The sequence below is a fragment of the Rhodococcus sp. MTM3W5.2 genome (assembly GCF_001984015.1).
GTDB classification, from domain to species: Bacteria; Actinomycetota; Actinomycetes; order Mycobacteriales; family Mycobacteriaceae; genus Rhodococcus_G; species Rhodococcus_G oryzae.
In genome coordinates this window covers 4,511,166-4,527,785 of record NZ_CP019572.1, presented here as the reverse complement: position 1 = coordinate 4,527,785, position 16,620 = coordinate 4,511,166, and the positions used below count along the sequence as shown (strand labels likewise).

Genomic DNA, 16,620 nt, shown 5'->3' with positions numbered 1-16,620 from the left:
GGACCCAACCAAACCGCGTGTCCCGGTATCCGGGTATCGTCCCAGTTCGCAGTGGGTGAGGAACTTTTCCGCAGCGGATTTTCCACGGCAGGAACTGGGGTGATCGACGATGTCCGGTGGCGATTCGGCCGATGCGGTGGAGGATGCTGCGGGCAGCGCCGCGGATGCACAGGCGCGGAGCCAGCGGAGCGACCCGGATGCACAGGCGCGGAGCCAGCGGAGCGACCCGGATGCACAGGCACGCCTGCACTTCGCGGATCAGTTGCGCCTGCTGTTCGCGACGGCGGGCGGGCCAGCCCTGAAAAAGGTCGTCTCAGAGGCGTCGGCGGTCGGCCGGACCATCGGCACGGACCGGCAGATCTCGGTCCAGCGACTGAGCGACTGGCGTTCGGGCAAGCGGGTCCCCGCGACGTTCGATTCCGTTCGCCCGGTTCTGGTTGTCCTCATCCGCGGGGCCCAGGCGCTGCACGGCACCCAGCCGCCGGTCCCCGGCCTGTACTCGATGAAGCAATGGCTGGCGTGGTGGTCGAGTGCCCGCGACGCGAACGTAACGCGCGGCCGCGGCGAGCAGACCGATCAGGTCGCGGCCGTCCCGGTGACCGGGGTGCGCCCGTATCGGGGGCTCGAGCCGTACCGGGCCGAGGACTCGCGGCTGTTCTTCGGCCGTGGCGCCAGCTTGCCCGGCCTCGTCCAGACGGTCACCTCCGCGCACGGGCACGGGCTGGTGATCGTGACCGGTGCCTCGGGAGTGGGGAAGTCCTCGTTGGTCCAGGCCGGTCTCGTCGCGGAACTGGCGGGCCCGGGATCCGACGCCGGTGGCCGGCCGGTGGTGCTCACTCCGGGACCGCGTCCCTTGCAGGCGCTGGGCGAGGCGCTCCCGGAGCTGCGGGAGGCTGCCTCGGATCCTCGGCCGGAGATCGTGCGCCGCGCGGTCCGTGCTGTCGCCACTCGGCTGGAGTCGAACCCGCTGCTGATCGTCGTGGACCAGATCGAGGAGCTGTTCACCCAGTGCGACGATCCCCAGGAGCGCGACAGTTTCCTCACCCTCCTCGATCTCGCGGCGAGGACGGTCGGCGCTGACGAGACACCCGATGCAGCGCCCGTCGTCGTCGCGACGATGCGTTCCGACTTCTACGAGCAGGCACTGTCCCAGCCGGTGCTCGCCCGCGCACTCGAACGCCACAGCAAGGTCCTCGCGCCGTTGACGCGGGAGGACATGGTGGAGGTGATCACCCAGCCCGCCCGGATGATCGGTCTCAAACTCGAGGCGGGGCTGGTCGACCTCATCCTGCACGATCTCGGGGTGCTCACCTCGGACGAGGGCGCGGGCACGGTCCTGCCGCTGCTCTCGCATCTGCTCGACACGATGTGGGAGCGCAGGCGCGGGGGAGTGCTCACCGTGGCGAGCTACCGCGCGACCGGCGGCGTGCGCGGGTCCGTCGCGGCGACGGCCGAGCGCACCTGGGCGGCGCTGGACGAGCGGGGCCGCGTGTTCGGCCGGGCGATGCTGGTGCACCTGGTGTACGTCACGGACACCGGCACCGACGTGAAGATCCGGCGCACGCTGCCGCAGTTGCTGGCCTTCGCCGGCGAGGACACGGCCACCGGCAGGCAGGTGGTGGACCAGTTCATCGCGGCCCGGGTCCTTGTCGCGGACACGGAGAGCGTCGAGCTCATCCACGACGCGGTGATCGATGCCTGGCCGCGGCTGAAACAGTGGATCCAGGAGGACCGCCGATATACCGCGCTGCGCCAGCAGATCGAGGCGGACGCCGCGAACTGGGAACAGGCGGACCGCAACAGCAGCCTGCTCTATCAGCGCGGCCGCCTCGACATGGTCGCCGAGCACGATGCGTCGAGGGTCGCCGTCGAGGGGCTGGGCGCGACGAAGGTGGCTGCCTCTCTGACCCCGACCGCCTCGGAGTTCCTCGCCACCTCGACCGGGCACGTGCGGCGGGACACCTGGATCCAGCGGGCCGTGATGGCGGCGCTGGTGGTGTCCACGGTGATCGCGTTGGTCGCGGTGTCGATGGCATGGACGGCGAAGCAGCGCGCCGAATCGGAACGCTCGGCCGCTCAGTTCCGCCAGCTGATCGCGCTGACGGATTCGTTGCGGGACTCCGACCCGACGACCTCCGCGCGGCTGGCCATCGAGGCCTGGCAGATGAAGCCGGGCAACGACGCCGCGTACTCACGCCTGATCGCGACCGAATCGACCCCGGTGGGCCGCGTCCTGACCGGCCATCAGGGCCCGGTCTACGGTGTGGCGGTCTCGCGCGACGGTTCGACGATCGCCTCGGCCAGCGACGACCGCACCGTTCGACTGTGGGACCTCACCGACCGCACCGACCCACGACCGATCGGCGCACCTCTCGGCGGGGCCGAGAAGTACATGGCGTCGGTGTCCTTCAGCCCGGACGGCAAGATCTTGGCCGCGGGCAGCGGCGACGGGCTCGTGTTCATCTGGGACATCACCGACAGGTCCGCGCCGCGACCGCTACTCGACGGGACCAAGGTCGGGACCCGGGCGGTCCACAACCTCCGGTTCAGCCCGGACGGCCGGATCCTGGCCGTGCCGAACGACGACGGCACCGTGACGATGTTCGACACCTCGGATCCGTTCTCGGGTCACTTCGGGTCAACGGTGCTGCCCGCGCATCAGGGCGCGGTCCGGACGGTGTCGTTCCGCGGGGACTCGGCGGTGCTGGCGACCGCGAGCGATGACCGCAGCATCCGGCTGTGGGACATCGCCGGGGTGGGCGGGGGCGTCGCGCCCGTAGCCCTGCCGTCGGTGCTGACCGGATTCGGCGACGTCGTGCACTCGGTGGCGTTCGCGCCCGACGGGCGGACCCTCGCCGCCAGCAGCGATGACGGGGTCCTCCGGGTGTTCGACACCACCGACGTACGGGCGGTCGGCGAGATCGGGGCCCCGATCCAGGCCCACACCGGTGGGGTGTGGACGATCGCCTTCGCGCCGGACGGCGCGACACTGGCGAGCGCCTCGTGGGACGGCACGGTGAAGACGTGGTCCCTCGACCCCGCCTCGCGGACCCTGCGCGAGCTGCGTCCGGCGTTGACCGGCAACGGCGGCGGAGTCCCCGCGCTCGCTCTGGTGCCCGACGGAGCCGCCATCGTGACCGGGGGACAGGACTCGACGGTCCGGGTGTGGACCCTGCCGACGACCGCGATCCATGTCTCGGGGTCGGGGCTCACCCAACCCGCGCCGAGCCGCGACGGATCGTTGGTGGCGACCGGCGGATACGACTCGGTGATCCGGCTGTGGCGGGTCGACGGTGACCGACGGTTGTCCCTGGCGAGCGCGCTCGCCCTGCCGCGCCCGCTCGGTGGAGCCCACGTGGTGGCGCTGGCTCCGGACGGCGGCACGATGGCGACCGCACCGACCTCCGGCGGTCAGGTGCAGCTCTGGGACGTGCACGACCCGGCCAACCCGAGTGCTCTCGGCGGACCGATCCTGACGCAGACGAGATTCACCTGGGAGTTGGCCTTCAGCCCGGACGGATCGACGCTCGCCATCGGTGCGGACGACGTCAGCGTCCGGCTGTGGAACCTGGCGGATCCGGAACGGCCGGTGCCGTGGGGTGAACCGCTCGGCGGTCCGACCAATCTCGTTCGCACGGTGGCCTTCAGCCCGGACGGGCGCAACCTGGTGGCGGCAGACGCGGACGGCGGGATGCACGCATGGGACGTGCGGGACGCGGCGAGCCCGCGCGGGGTAGCGGTTCCGGACGGCGGTCAGGCGGACGGGATCAACTCGATCTCGTTCAGCCCGGACGGGACGATGCTGGCGACCGGGGGCGACGAGCAGTCGATCGTGCTGTGGGACCGGGCAGGCGACGGATCGCTCACCATGCGGGGTGCGCCGCTGCGTGGACACACCGGCACCGTGTACTCGGTGTCGTTCGACCCCGACGGCCGCCACGTGATCAGTGGCAGCGACGACGGCACGGTGCGGCTGTGGGACGTCGCCGACGCGGGGTCGATGCGCAACGTCGGCGGGCCGATCACCACCGCCGGTACCGGTCGATGGCAGGTGGCCTTCCTGCCCGGCAGCCACGCCGCCCTCTCCGGGGACGGTGAGGGCGTGCTGCGGATCTGGGAGCTGGACGGGCCGTCGATCATCCGCCGGATCTGCTCGTCGACGGCGCCGCTTTCGGCGGACCGCGCGGCGGACTTCGAGCTGTCCGGTTCGGGCGAGCAGGCCTGCGCGCAGGCGTGAGGACGACTATCCGAGCGACATGATGCTCGACGCCTTGTCCAGGCATTCCTGCCATTCGGCGTCCGGGTCGGAGTCGATGGTGATGCCGCCGCCGACGCCGAGCACCGTGTTCCCGTCCGGGTCGAACTCGACGGTGCGGATCGCCACGTTCAGTTCGGTGCCTGCGAGCGGGGACGCGAACCCGACTGCGCCGCAGTACACCCCGCGATGGTCCGGCTCCCATTGGGAGAGGAGTTGGCGGGCGCGGTGTTTCGGGCAGCCGGTGACCGAGGCGGGCGGAAAGGAGGCCTCCAGCAGGGCCGCGGTGGTGGTGCCGGGCGCGGCGGTCGCGGCGACGGTGGAGACCAGGTGCCAGACCCCAGGTGCGGGGTAGACACCGAGCAGATCGGTGACCGTGACCGATCCGGGCACCGCGACCCGGCCGAGGTCGTTGCGCACCAGGTCGACGATCATCACGTTCTCCGCGACGTCCTTGACGGAGGCGCGGAGGCGGTCCGGATCGTCGGCGATCGGCAGCGTGCCCTTGATCGGGCTCGAGCGGAGCGAGTCCCCGTGGCGGGAGAGGAACAGTTCGGGGGAGAGCGATGCCACCGCACCCCACTCGCCCTGCACCAAGGCGGCGCGGGCGGGCCGGGTCGCGGCCACGGCGTCGGCGAAGAAATGCAGCGGATCGCCGTCCGCGCGGCCGTGGAACTGGGTGCACACGCAGGCCTGGTACACCTCGCCCTGCCGGATGGCCTCGAGGCATTGCAGCACGCCGTTGCGGTGCGCCTCCCGGTCGGGGGCGGTCCACTCGATCCGCCAGGGCTGTGCCGGGGCGGCAGCCGCGGTGACCGCGTCCGACCACGACGCGGGGCAGGGGTCGTCGGTCAGGCTCTCGTACCACCAGCAGCCGTCGCGGTCCTGCCGCAATACCGAGTCCGTCCAGCCGCCTGCCGCGGCTGGGAGCGCGGCGGTGGCCCGCTTGCGGGGGTGTCCGGGTAGGCGAGATAGCCGATCCAGCCGCCGCCGATCACCGGGCCGTCGTCTCCGCGCGGTCCCGTGTCCCCGACGGTTTCTCGGTCCGAGAGGTCGAAGGTGCTCGCCGGGCCGACGGGGGCGGTGTGCACGGTCGGGGCCAGTACCGCCCGGGATCCGAACCAGTCACCGATCAGCGCCGCTGGCGCGGGTGCGCCGCGGTCGACGGCGAGGCTCGCGAGGGCGCGCAACACGTCGGCCGGGTCGCCGCCGTCACCAATCCGCTCGATCCGCACCTGACAAGCGTGACACGGCCCTACCCACACACCCGAATCGAGCGGTCAGGGACCGTCAGCGCGGACCGCGACGCCACCGGTACGCGCCTCGTGTCCCCTGCTTCGTCATCCACCGCACCGTCGTGAGGCAGACCTGCTCCTTCACGAGCGCTCCCACGCGGCCGGTGATCGCAGGCCAGGCAGGGGAATCGTCCGCACGGGTCGGTTGGAAGGCTCCGCGCCGCCGGCCGAGACTGATGCACTGGCCCACGAATCCGAGCGAGAGCGGCGTCGGTTCGGCGCCGCCGAGGCGGGCGAGGATGGTGTCGGCGGCGTGCGCGCCCATCGGGAGGGCGGCCTGGCAGCTCATCCGGAGGTGGCCGAGTTCGTCCGCGGGTCCGGCGACCGCGTCACCGGCGCCGACGATCGACGGCGCGCTTCGGCTGGTCAACGTCGCGTCGACCAACAGTTTGCCGATGGCGTCGACCTCGAGCCCACTCCTGCGCGCCAGGTCGGGCACCGCGAAGGAGGTCGCGAGCACCGTGCAGTCGCTCCGCAGGATCCGCCCGTCCGCGAGAGTGACCTTGCCCTCGGCGATTTCGGTCACCCGGACCCCGTCGACCACCGCAACGCCGAGCGTGGCGAGCGTGGCGAGGACCTTGCGTCGCGTCCGGGGCGGCAGGGCCTGCACCACAGGGGAGTCGGACACCAGAGTCACGGCGAGCTCGGGATCGTTCTCGGCGAACTCGGCCGCGGCCTCGATGCCGGTCAGTCCGCCCCCGATCACGGTGACGGCGAGCGGTCGCGGGAGGGCCCGCAGCCGGAGCCGGAGCAGGTGTGCCTGTTCGAGCTCGGACAGGGAGAAGGCGTGTTCGGATGCCCCCGGGATGTGGTCGCGTCGGTCGGTGCTGCCGACCGCGTAGATCAGGTGGTCGTAGGCCAGGTGCTCGCCATCGCTCAATACGATCGAACTGCCTTGCGCATCGATCCGCTCGACTGTCCCCACTCGCAGCTCTACTCCGGGGTGGAGTATCTGCTCGAATGAGACTGTGGCGTCCGAGCTTCCGGTGACGAGCTGATGGAGCCGGATGCGCTCGACGAACGAGGGGCGGGGATTGACGACGATGACTTGCGTGTCCTCGCTCCGTGATCTCAGCCGGTTCGCCGCCATCACCCCGGCATAGCCCGCTCCCACGACCACCACTCTTGCGCTCATCGGCGCACTCCTTTCGACATCGTCAGCTCCGCGGCCACGGACGTGGCCGCGCGCAGCGCACTGTTGATCGCGATCTCCCCGCGCATCCCGAGGGCGGCGACCATGTCCCCGACGAGGTACACCCCGAGCCCCGCTCGATCGCGGGTCGGTCGCGCCAGGTCTGGCCCGGCAGGTCGACGGCTCCTGTCCGGCCCCTCGCCGTCGCGGTTCGTTGCCAGGTGGCCCGGTCCCGCCAACCCGGAACCGTGAGGTCGGTGAAGTGGTGTAGACGGGTGCGCGCCTGGTCGATCGACTCGCTCGCGCGCACCGGCATGTCGATCTGGAACAGGGACTCGCCACGCGGTGCGACGGAGCGGTCCTGCATCGAGTAGCACTCGTGGAAGCCGCCCTCATCGAGGTCGGCGACGGTGAACAGGTCGCGCCGTCCCTCGCGGACTGCGAGGTCGAGCATCACGCAATGCCCACTCTGCCAGTGCAGCGAAGAGTCCCCGAGGAGGGTTCGTGCGGAGGACAGTTCGGTCGCGACGATCGTCGGTGTGGAGGGGATCGTGTCCACCCGGGAGCCGAGTTCGATCCGGACCCCGAGGTCGCGCGCGCCGACGGCCATCCTGTCGATGAGCGCCTGCCAGCCGCCTGCCAGGTAGCGCACGCCCGGCACCCTCGGCCCGTAGATCCGTTGAAACAGATTCCACACGAACGCGGCCGAGAGCCTCCCGGTGTCCGCGTCGTAGGTGGCTACGCCGACGGAGTTCGCCATCGCAGTCGCGGCGTCGTGCCCGAAACGCTGTGCGGCCCATGAATGAAAGTCCGTGTCGATGGGTGCGGTGGCCCATGGCGTGAGCTGAGCCCGCAGCATTCCCTTCGGCGGCCGCCTGCGAAATCCGCCGCGCGACCGGAAGCCGAGCAGTCCGAGGCTGCGGATAGGGGGGAGGCACAGGTCTGCGACGAATCCGCGTCGCTTGAGCCACTGCCAGTGCGGGCCGTCCGCGTAGAACACGTGCGCGCCCTCGTGGGCGACGTACGGGCCGGCCGTTGCGCGGGCCCGTCCGCCGAGCGTGGTGTGTGCCTCGTGCAGGGTGACCCGGGCACCCGCCTCCGCGCACGCGATCGCCGCGGTGAGTCCGGCCAGGCCGCCGCCGATCACAGAAACCGAATCTGTCATGACGGTGACGTTAGGGAGCGGAGGATGATTACTCCAATGCATTGTTCGGGTCGTCTCGATGCGCTAGACGTATAGATATGACCCTGACGCAGCTCGCCTGTTTCCTCGCTGTCGCGCGCACCGGGCATTTCACCAAGGCAGCCCGCGAGGTGCACCTGGCCCAACCGTCACTGAGCCGACAGATTCTGGCGCTGGAGAAGAGCCTGGGCGCCAGCCTGTTTCACCGCGCGCGGGGAACATCGCGCTGACCGCGGCGGGCGAGGCGTTGTTGCCGTTGGCGACGAGGATGCTCGCGGACGAGGAGCTCGCGTACCGCGAGATCGCCGAGCTGACCGGGTTGCGTCGCGGCCGGGTGCGTTTGGGTGCGCCGCCGAGCCTGTGTGTCAGTCTCGTCGCGGACCTTCTCGAGCGCTATCTCGCGGCGTACCCGGGGATTACGTTGAACGTGAGCGAGAGTGGATCGCGCGCGCTGGTCGACGCATTGACCGGCGGACTGGTCGACATGGCCTTGATCGTCTCGAACGAGGGTCGTGGCGAGGCGGCCCTCGAAGTCACGCCGTTGTTGCGGGAGGACCTCGTCGTGGTGTCCTCGGCCGCCGCCGATCCGCTGACCGCGCGAGGTGTGTTGACGCTCGACGAACTCGCGAACTCCCCCTTGGTGATGTTCCACCGTGGGTACGACCTGCGTGCGGCAACCGACGCCGCGTTTCAGCGGGCCGGATTGACGCCGCGGGTCGCGGTGGAGGGCGCGGAGATGGAGGGGGTGCTGCGGTTCGTCGAGCGCGGTCTCGGTGTGGCCGTGGTGCCGTCGCTGGTGGCGGCCCATCGGCCCGGCCTGCGTCCGATGCGGCTGAAAGCGCCCGAGCTCAGCCGCACCATTTCCTTGGCACGCCGGGCCGACGTGCAATCGACCCACGCCGCGCGCGCGATGCAGGACATGCTGATTGCGGTCGTCGACGACATGGTCGCGGAAGGGACGCACGGGCTCACGCGCCTCTGATCCGCTTCACCCCGCGATCGCCTGCCCGCCCGCCGACAGCGTTGCCGCATCGGCCGCCGACCGTCCGGCCAGCACGCCCCGCGGATCGACCGCGGAATGCTGCCATGTCTTCGTGGGACCGAACAGGCGGTCCACCTCGGCCTTCACCGCCGCCGCGCGCCCCGCGAGGAGGGGGAGCAGGTCCCCGAACCGGACCTCGGCGTCGACAACCACCCGCGCGGTCGCGGCCTTGTCGGCCTCGGTCAGTCGTTGACCGATCCGGATGGCGAAACCGAAGAGGAACGCCTTACGGAACGATGTGGACCGCGAACCGTCCTCGCCCGCCTTGTTCATCGCCCTGTTCGCCTGGATGAGCAGCGAGGTGAACAACATCTCGACCTGTTCGAGATCGACTGCAGCGCCGACCATCGTGGCGGTGGCCATTCGTGAGTTGTAGAGGGTCCGAACATGATTGGCATGGCCGATCATGGTGAGCAGCAGCGCCTTCTGCTTGACGTACGGGTTGTCGAGGTGGACTCGCCTGCTGTGCACGGTGACGCCGACGCCGGGCTCGCCGGACTCGAGCAGCGCGGAGCTGATCGCATACCGGGTCATCAGCTCCTGGGCCTTGGCCGTGAGCGTCTCGGCCTCCTCGGTGAACTCGGTGCTCTCGGCCTTCGCGAGCAGTCCGCGAATCTTGTTCAGCACCTTGATGTCTGCCGGGCGAGAGGGCTGAGTCGCTATTTCGCTGCGCTGCCGCGGCCAGGCGGAGGGTGGCGGGCACAGTGCCGTCCAGGGGCCCAGGTGCTGCCACAGGAACCCGAGCGATCGGCTGTGCGCCTGGTCGGCCGCGGCGGTCACCTCCGCGCCGGGATGTGCGTCCGCGATCGCGCGGAGCTGATCGAGCCACTGCTGCGGAGCCCTCGACCACGCGCGGCTTCGTCGCGATTCTTCGAGGACCAGCGAGGCAGCGGTAGGGGTCAGTGCCGCGTCGAGCGCGCGTCTGGTGACGTGGATGACGTCGGCGGGCTGCCAGCCGCGCTCGTACGCCTGGGCGAGCGCGTCGACTGCGGACATCTGTCGAATGTGTGTTCGATTATCGCTCATGGCGACAGTGTGCACCGGGGGTCCGACATGTGTTCCCGTTGCAGGTCGAGGGCGGGTTCGGTGCTACTTGCGTCTGATGGCGCGCTCACCCTTGGCCAGCGACGCGTTGTCCGCCGCGGCCCGCCCGGCGTGCCAACCTCTGGCGTCCACCGACCGGGCCCTGGCAGTCTTGGTGCCGGGAACAGCCGGGTGAACTCGGCGTCGACCGCCGCGGAGGTGGTCGCGAGGACCGGCAGCAGATCGCCCAACGGGATGGATTCCTCGGCGGCCGCCGCCTCGGTGGCCCTGGCGTCGGCATCGCGCAGTCGCTGCCCGATCCGGCTGGCGAACCCCGCGAGGAAGGCCTTCCGGAACCCCGTGGTGCGCGCACCGCTTCGGCCCTCCGCGGCGCCGGACTGCAGGGCACGGGCCGACTGCACGAGCAGCGAGGTGAACAGCAGGTCGACCTGCTGTAGATCGACCGGGGTCCCGACCGCGGTGGCGATGTCGAGGTCGCCGAACAGGACGGTGCGAACCCGGTTCGCGTCGCCGATCGCGGTCAGCAGGTGCACCTTCTCCTTCAGGTACGGATTCTCGAAGTGAAACCGGCGGCTGTGCACCACGGTCCCGCCCGCGTGGGCGTGTGAACGCAGCAGCGCGGCGGTGATCGCGTACCGCGACATCAGTTCCTGTGCCTTCGCGGTGAATGCCTCGGCCTCCTCCGCGAACTCGGTGCGTTCCGCCTTGGCGAGCAGCCCCCGGATCCGGCCAAGCACCTTGGGATCCGCGGTGGTCGCGGACTCCGGGGCCTCCGCGTCCGGTCGGGCCGCGCCTTCGGGGGCCACTGCGACGGCGGGGGCAGGAGGAACATCCAGCCCGACAGCCGGTTCCACTCCGCGGCCAGCTCGGACAGCTGGTATCCCAGGAAGCCCGACCGCCCTGCGGTCAGGGCGCCGGCGAGGTGCCCGCCACGGGGACCGGCGACCGGCGTCCCGTCCGCCAGGCGAGCCTGGTCCGGGTACATCTCGGCGACGGCGTGCAGCTGATCGGACCACTCCGTTGGCGCCCGATCCGCCGCACCGCTCAGCCGCGCCTCGTACAGCAGCACGGCCGCGGCGAGGGCGGGCGGCGACTCCGCGGCCCTGCGGGTCAGGTGCAGCAGGTCCGCGGGTTGCCAACCTCGCTCGTAGGCGCCCGCGAGCGCGTCGAGGAGCGCCGGGGCCTCGCCCGACGGTCGGCCGTCGTCGGGCACGCCCTCGTTCGTCATGTCAGGCGGTTTCGGGCTCCACGTACCGGGGGAACACCGGCGACGGCGCGGGCAGCGGGGTGCCCGCCACGATCCGCACGCCGAGGCTCGCGAAGGCGCGGGCGTCCTCGTCCTGCCCGAGCAGGTCCAGGATCTTCGCCCCGGAGTCCGGCATCACCGGCTGGACCAGGATCCCCACGATGCGCACGACCTCGAGGGTCACATAGAGCACCGTCGCCATCCGGGCCGGGTCGGTCTTGCGGAGCACCCACGGCTCCTGCTGCGAGAAGTACCGGTTGGTCTCGCCAAGCACATGCCAGATCGCCTCGAGCGCCTGGTGCAGTGCCTGCTTGTCGAAGTCGGCGCGCACCGCCTCGAGCAGGGCGTCGGCCTTGGCCAGCAGCGCGCTGTCGTCGTCGGTGAGGTCGCCGGGCGTCGGGACCTGGGCGTCGCAGTTCTTCGCGACCATCGTCAGCGAGCGCTGCGCGAGGTTGCCCAGCTCGTTCGCCAGGTCCGCGTTCATCCGGGTGACGATGGACTCGTGGCTGTAGTTGCCGTCCTGGCCGTAGGAGATCTCGCGGAGCAGGAAGAAGCGGAGCGCGTCGAGGCCGTACTGATCGACCATCTCGAGCGGGTCGACGACATTGCCGACCGACTTCGACATCTTCTCGCCCTTGTTGTAGAGGAAGCCGTGCACGAAGACGCGCTTCGGCAGCTCCAGGCCCGCGGACATCAGGAATGCCGGCCAGTACACCGTGTGGAAGCGGGTGATGTCCTTGCCGATGATGTGCAGGTCCGCAGGCCAGAATTTGCCGAAGGCCTCGCCGTCGGTGGCCGGGTAGCCTGCGCCGGTGAGGTAGTTGGCGAGGGCGTCGACCCACACGTACATGACGTGCTCGGGGTGACCGGGCACCGGCACGCCCCAGTCGAAGGTGGTCCGCGAGATCGACAGGTCCTTCAGGCCGCCCTTGACGAAGCTGACAATCTCGTTGCGCCTGGTGTCGGGGGCGATGAACTCGGGCTGCGACTCGTACAGCGCGAGGAGCTTGTCCTGGTACGCGGAGAGCCGGAAGAAGTAGGTGGACTCCTCCGTCCACACGACGGGGGTGCCGGTCAGCGTCGAGATGCGCGAGCCGTCCTCGAGGAGGGTGGTCTCCGCCTCGGTGTGGAACGCCTCGTCGCGCACCGAGTACCAGCCGGCATAGGTGTCGAGGTAGATGTCGCCTGCCTCGGCCATCCGCTCCCAGAGCACCTTGCAGGCGGCCTCGTGGTCCTCGTCGGTGGTCCGGATGAACCGGTCGTAGGAGACGCCCAGGACCTTGTCTAGCGCCTGGAACTCGTCGGAGTTCCTGGCCGCGAGCTCGCGGACGGGAATGCCCTCCTTGGCCGCGGTCTGCTGCATCTTCAGGCCGTGCTCGTCCGTGCCGGTCATGAAGAACACGTCGAAGCCGTCGAGTCGCTTGAAGCGCGCGAGGGCGTCCGAGGAGATGTACTCGTACGCGTGGCCGACGTGCGGGACGCCGTTCGGGTACGCGATCGCCGTGGTCATGTAGAACGGCGGTCGGGTGGCTTCGGGGCGGCTGGGTGCGGGTGACACAGTCATGGTGCGCCTACTCTATCTGCGTGCCAAGAGACCGTCCGGCCCCGGACCTGCCAGAGCCGCTCGAGCCCCTGATCGACTCACACACCCACCTCGACGCGTGCGGCGCAACCGACGCCGCGTCGGTGGCCGAGATCGTCGACCGCGCGGAGCGGGTCGGCGTCGGTCGCGTGGTCACGGTGGCGGACGATCTTGCCGCCGCGCGGTTCGCGGTAAACGCCGCGAACTGGGACCCGAGGGTGTACGCGGCGACCGCCATCCATCCGACCAGGGCGAACGTGCTCGACGACGCGACCAAGGCCGAGATCGAGCGCCTCGCGGGCGATCCGCGAACCGTCGCGGTGGGGGAGACCGGGCTCGACTACTACTGGCCGGGCAAGCTCGAGGGCTGCGCCACCGTCGAGGAGCAGGTCGAGGGATTCCGCTGGCACATCGACCTGGCCAAGCGGCTGCGCAAGCCGCTGATGATCCACAACCGGGAGGCGGACCACGACCTGCTGGCGGTGCTGATCGACGAGGGCGCGCCGGAGACGGTCATCTTCCACTGCTTCTCGTCCGACGCGAACATGGCGCTGGCGTGCGTGGAGGCGGGCTACGTGCTCAGCTTCTCCGGCACCGTCAGCTTCCGGAACGCGCGCGAGCTGCACGAGGCCGCGAAGCTGGTGCCCGACGATCAGCTGATCGTCGAGACCGACGCGCCGTTCCTCACCCCGCACCCGTTCCGCGGCGCACCGAACGAGCCGTACTGCCTGCCGTACACCGTCCGGGCGCTGGCCCACACGCGCGGACAGGACCCGCTCGAGCTGGCGCGGGCCTCGACCGCGACCGCCCGCCGCGTGTACCGGATCTAGCCCTCAGGCGAGCGAGCGTGCAGTGGGGGTACCTCCCTGCACGAAGTGCTGGGGGGAAGGTCGCATCGCCCGAGAGCGAGCGGCGGCAACTGCTCGCTCGGCGAGTAGATTGGGCCGCACGGGTAGGCGACGAATGCACGGGTTCACGAATGCGACTCCCGTCGACCGCGACGTCGACGTCATCGACGTGTACATCGCGGCGTGGGAGATCGAGTGCTGCGCCCCACCACCCGAGGTCGGCCGCGAGGCGACGTGGGTGCTCGCCTACACCGCAGACGACACCGAGCCGGAGATCTTCCACCGACCGGTTCGCTGGGATCGGAGCAGCCGCAAGCTCAGCGTCGGGGGCATCAGCGCCTACTGGCGAGACGCGCCCGACGACCTGCCCGACCACCCCACCGGGCTACGCGGGCGGCTGTGGGGGACGGTGCACGGCGCGGATGTCCCGGATGGATTCGACGGCACCACCGGCTCGGTTCTTGGCGTGTACCTGCTCGACGAGTTGTACCGCGAGAACGAGATCGGCGCGTGGTGCCCGCTCCCCGGGACCGCGGTGCGGACCTCGGTGTCGAAGAGCCCCGGCTGGTTCGGCGGCAGCGGGACCTTCGTGTCCGGCATGGACTGCCGCAAGCAGACCGGGGTGGTGATGGACCTGGCGGTCCGGGGCTGACGCGGCCGCCGCCGAGTGTGCAGTTGTCGGGGCATCGCCCGAGAGCGATAGATGACAACCGCACACTCGGCGAGCGGCGCGTGCTCGGCCTACAGGACCTTCTTGAGGAAGTCCTGGGTGCGCGGTTGCTGCGGGTTGCCGAACAGCTCCGCGGGGGTGCCCTCCTCGACGACGAACCCGTCGGCCATGAAGATCACCCGGTCGGACACCTCGCGCGCGAAGCCCATCTCGTGGGTCACCACGACCATCGTCATGCCCTGATCGGCGAGGTCGCGCAGCACCTGCAGCACCTCGCCGACCATCTCCGGGTCGAGCGCGCTGGTGGCCTCGTCGAACAGCATGATGTCCGGGTTCATGGCCAGCGCCCTGGCGATCGCGACGCGCTGCTTCTGGCCACCGGACAGGTTGGCGGGCTTGGCGTTCGCCTTCTCGCCGAGACCCACCTGCTCGAGCAATTTCTGCCCGGTCGCCCTGGCCTCTTCCTTGGTGGCGCGCTTGGTCTGCACCGGCGCCAGCATCACGTTCTCCAGCGCGGTCATGTGCGGGAAGAGGTTGAAGTGCTGGAACACCATGCCGATGTGCTGGCGCACCTTGTCGATGTCGACCTTCTTGTCGGTCAGGTCGTAGCCGTCGACGATCACGGTGCCGTCGGTGATGTCCTCGAGCTTGTTCAGGCAGCGCAGGAAGGTGCTCTTGCCGGACCCGGAGGGCCCGATCACGCAGACCACTTCGCCGTTCGCGATGTCCACGTCGATGCCCTTGAGCACCTCGTTGTCCCCGTACGACTTCTTGAGGCCGGAGACCTGAATCTTGGTGGTGGGCGACGCAACCGGCGCCGCTGACGACTCGGTCATGCGTTGATCCTCTTTTCGAGCCGGTCGGACAGTTTGGTCAGCGCCATGATGATGACGAAGTAGAAGATGCCGACGATCAGCCACATGTTGAAGGACTCGAAGTTCCTCGCGATGATGATCTTGCCGGTCTGGGTGAGTTCGGCGATGCCGATCACCGACAGGATCGAGGTGTCCTTGAGGGTGATGACCGCCTGGTTGACGAACGACGGCATCATCGTGCGCACCGCCTGCGGCAGCACCACCTTGCGCATCGAGGCCATGTAGTTCATGCCGAGGCTGCGGGAGGCCTCCATCTGGCCCTTGTCGACGGACTGGATGCCGCCGCGGATGATCTCGGTGATGTAGGCGCCCGCGTTCAGGCTCAGGGTGATCACACCCGCGGTGAACGCCGGCATCTGGAACCCGAGCGCGGCCGGGATGCCGAAGTAGATGAAGAACGCCTGCACCAGCAGCGGGGTGCCGCGGAAGATGTCGACGTAGGTGACACCGATGGCGCGCAGGACCTTGCGATGCGAGACCCGCAGGAAACCGAATATCAGGCCGAGCACCAGCGCGATCGCCAGCGAGACCACGGTCAGCACTATGGTCATCCACAGGCCCTTGAGCAGCTGCGGGTAGGTGTCCTTGAGGAGCGAGAAGAAGTTGTTCCCGCCCTGGGCCTCCTGCGCCCCCTCGCCGAGGTAGGTGTCGAGGATCTCGTCGTACTGCCCGCTGGCGCGCAGGTTCGCGAGCCCGGCGTTGAACTTCTGGATCAGCTCGGCGTTCTGGCCCTTGGAGACCGCGAACCCGTAGGAGTTGCCCGCCTCCTTCTCGCCGACCGCCTTCAGGCCGTTGCCCTGCGCGATGCCGTACAGCAGCACCGGGTAGTCGTCGAAGACCGCGACCGAGTTACCGGTCTTGACGTCGTCGTACATGCTGGCGGAGTCGTCGAAGGTGACCGTGGTGAAGCCGTACTTGTCCTTGATGGACTCGGCGAACATCGCGCCCTCGGTGCCGGTCTTGATCGCGACCCGCTTGCCCCGGAGGTCCTCGTAGGACTCGATGTCGTCGTTCGACTTCGCGACCGCCATCTGGACGCCGGAGTCGAAGTACGGATCGGAGAAGTCGAAGACCAGCTTGCGCTCGTCGGTGATCGACATGCCGGCGATGACCCCGTCGACCTGACGCGACTGCAGCGCCTGGACGGCGGCGTTGAAGCCGAGCGGCTTGACCTGGTACCGGAAGCCCTGGTCCTCGGAGATGGCCTTGAGCAGGTCCATGTCGATGCCGACGAAGTCGCCCTGCTCGTTCTGGAACTCGAACGGAGCGAAGGTCACGTCGGTGGCGATGACGTAGGTCTTGTCGGGGTCGGATTGCGCGTTGGCGGTCCCGACTCCGAGGACGAGGGCGAGCAGGGCGAGGAGGCCGATCACGACGGGTAGTCGGTCGAGTCTTCGGCGCGATTGTGTACGCATCCGCGTGAGCATTCCTGGTCACGATTCCATGAG

13 protein-coding genes and 1 pseudogene are annotated in these 16,620 nt (G+C 69.6%); 5 read left to right on the top strand and 9 right to left on the bottom strand.

Going from position 1 to position 16,620, the window contains the following annotated elements; translation table 11 throughout:
- Positions 1-109: 109 nt before the first annotated feature.
- Positions 110-4,237, top strand: coding sequence for a hypothetical protein (locus BTZ20_RS20450; RefSeq protein WP_083742768.1), 4,128 nt, complete (start codon positions 110-112; stop codon positions 4,235-4,237).
- Positions 4,238-4,243: 6 nt separating this feature from the next.
- Here BTZ20_RS20450 and BTZ20_RS20445 read toward each other — a convergent pair.
- The 3 genes and pseudogenes from BTZ20_RS20445 to BTZ20_RS20435 all read right to left on the bottom strand — a co-directional run bounded on the left by BTZ20_RS20445 (position 4,244) and on the right by BTZ20_RS20435 (position 7,847).
- A pseudogene (locus BTZ20_RS20445) lies at positions 4,244-5,490 on the bottom strand (aminodeoxychorismate synthase component I).
- A 55-nt stretch (positions 5,491-5,545) separates the two neighbouring features.
- A complete protein-coding gene (locus tag BTZ20_RS20440; RefSeq protein WP_077042619.1) occupies positions 5,546-6,685 on the bottom strand; it encodes an NAD(P)/FAD-dependent oxidoreductase in 1,140 nt (379 codons plus the stop codon).
- 22 nt (positions 6,686-6,707) lie between these two features.
- Positions 6,708-7,847 carry an NAD(P)-binding protein gene (locus BTZ20_RS20435; protein ID WP_317616055.1) on the bottom strand — a complete coding sequence of 380 codons (1,140 nt, stop codon included), beginning with the start codon at positions 7,845-7,847 and terminating at the stop codon, positions 6,708-6,710.
- Between the two features lie 77 nt (positions 7,848-7,924).
- Here BTZ20_RS20435 and BTZ20_RS28490 point away from each other — a divergent pair, with 77 nt between their 5' ends.
- Together BTZ20_RS28490 and BTZ20_RS20430 are read left to right on the top strand one after the other, a co-directional pair.
- Entirely contained in the window at positions 7,925-8,095 is a 171-nt protein-coding gene (locus tag BTZ20_RS28490; RefSeq protein ID WP_223263440.1) for a LysR family transcriptional regulator, read from the top strand.
- 38 nt (positions 8,096-8,133) lie between these two features.
- The gene (locus BTZ20_RS20430) at positions 8,134-8,847 is read left to right on the top strand and encodes a LysR family transcriptional regulator substrate-binding protein (protein ID WP_223263439.1); all 714 of its coding nucleotides are present in this window, start codon (positions 8,134-8,136) and stop codon (positions 8,845-8,847) included.
- Between the two features lie 6 nt (positions 8,848-8,853).
- On the opposite strand, the gene BTZ20_RS20425 is transcribed toward BTZ20_RS20430, so the two are convergent.
- The 4 genes from BTZ20_RS20425 to metG are packed head-to-tail and all read right to left on the bottom strand — an operon-like array spanning position 8,854 to position 12,761.
- The gene (locus BTZ20_RS20425; RefSeq protein ID WP_223263438.1) at positions 8,854-9,903 is read right to left on the bottom strand and encodes a DUF2786 domain-containing protein; all 1,050 of its coding nucleotides are present in this window, start codon (positions 9,901-9,903) and stop codon (positions 8,854-8,856) included.
- 26 nt (positions 9,904-9,929) lie between these two features.
- Positions 9,930-10,688: a DUF2786 domain-containing protein gene (locus tag BTZ20_RS28485; protein WP_223263437.1), complete on the bottom strand. Its 759-nt coding sequence runs from the start codon at positions 10,686-10,688 to the stop codon at positions 9,930-9,932.
- The gene (locus tag BTZ20_RS28480) at positions 10,595-11,179 is read right to left on the bottom strand and encodes a hypothetical protein (protein ID WP_223263436.1); all 585 of its coding nucleotides are present in this window, start codon (positions 11,177-11,179) and stop codon (positions 10,595-10,597) included. Before BTZ20_RS28480 ends, BTZ20_RS28485 begins: the two co-directional genes overlap by 94 nt.
- A gap of 1 nt (position 11,180) precedes the next feature.
- Positions 11,181-12,761 carry a methionine--tRNA ligase gene (gene metG / locus BTZ20_RS20415; RefSeq protein ID WP_077042618.1) on the bottom strand — a complete coding sequence of 527 codons (1,581 nt, stop codon included), beginning with the start codon at positions 12,759-12,761 and terminating at the stop codon, positions 11,181-11,183.
- A gap of 20 nt (positions 12,762-12,781) precedes the next feature.
- Between metG and BTZ20_RS20410 the strand changes: the two genes are divergently transcribed.
- Both BTZ20_RS20410 and BTZ20_RS20405 read left to right on the top strand, forming a co-directional pair.
- Positions 12,782-13,609, top strand: coding sequence for a TatD family hydrolase (locus BTZ20_RS20410; protein ID WP_077042617.1), 828 nt, complete (start codon positions 12,782-12,784; stop codon positions 13,607-13,609).
- Positions 13,610-13,742: 133 nt separating this feature from the next.
- A complete protein-coding gene (locus BTZ20_RS20405; protein WP_077042616.1) occupies positions 13,743-14,279 on the top strand; it encodes a DUF6578 domain-containing protein in 537 nt (178 codons plus the stop codon).
- Between the two features lie 89 nt (positions 14,280-14,368).
- Here BTZ20_RS20405 and BTZ20_RS20400 read toward each other — a convergent pair whose 3' ends face one another.
- Together BTZ20_RS20400 and BTZ20_RS20395 are read right to left on the bottom strand one after the other, a co-directional pair.
- Positions 14,369-15,133 (bottom strand): amino acid ABC transporter ATP-binding protein, encoded by a 765-nt coding sequence (locus tag BTZ20_RS20400; protein ID WP_077042615.1) that lies wholly within the window; start codon positions 15,131-15,133, stop codon positions 14,369-14,371.
- Positions 15,130-16,587 carry an amino acid ABC transporter substrate-binding protein/permease gene (locus tag BTZ20_RS20395; RefSeq protein WP_189636520.1) on the bottom strand — a complete coding sequence of 486 codons (1,458 nt, stop codon included), beginning with the start codon at positions 16,585-16,587 and terminating at the stop codon, positions 15,130-15,132. Before BTZ20_RS20395 ends, BTZ20_RS20400 begins: the two co-directional genes overlap by 4 nt.
- Between the last annotated feature and the right edge of the window lie 33 nt (positions 16,588-16,620).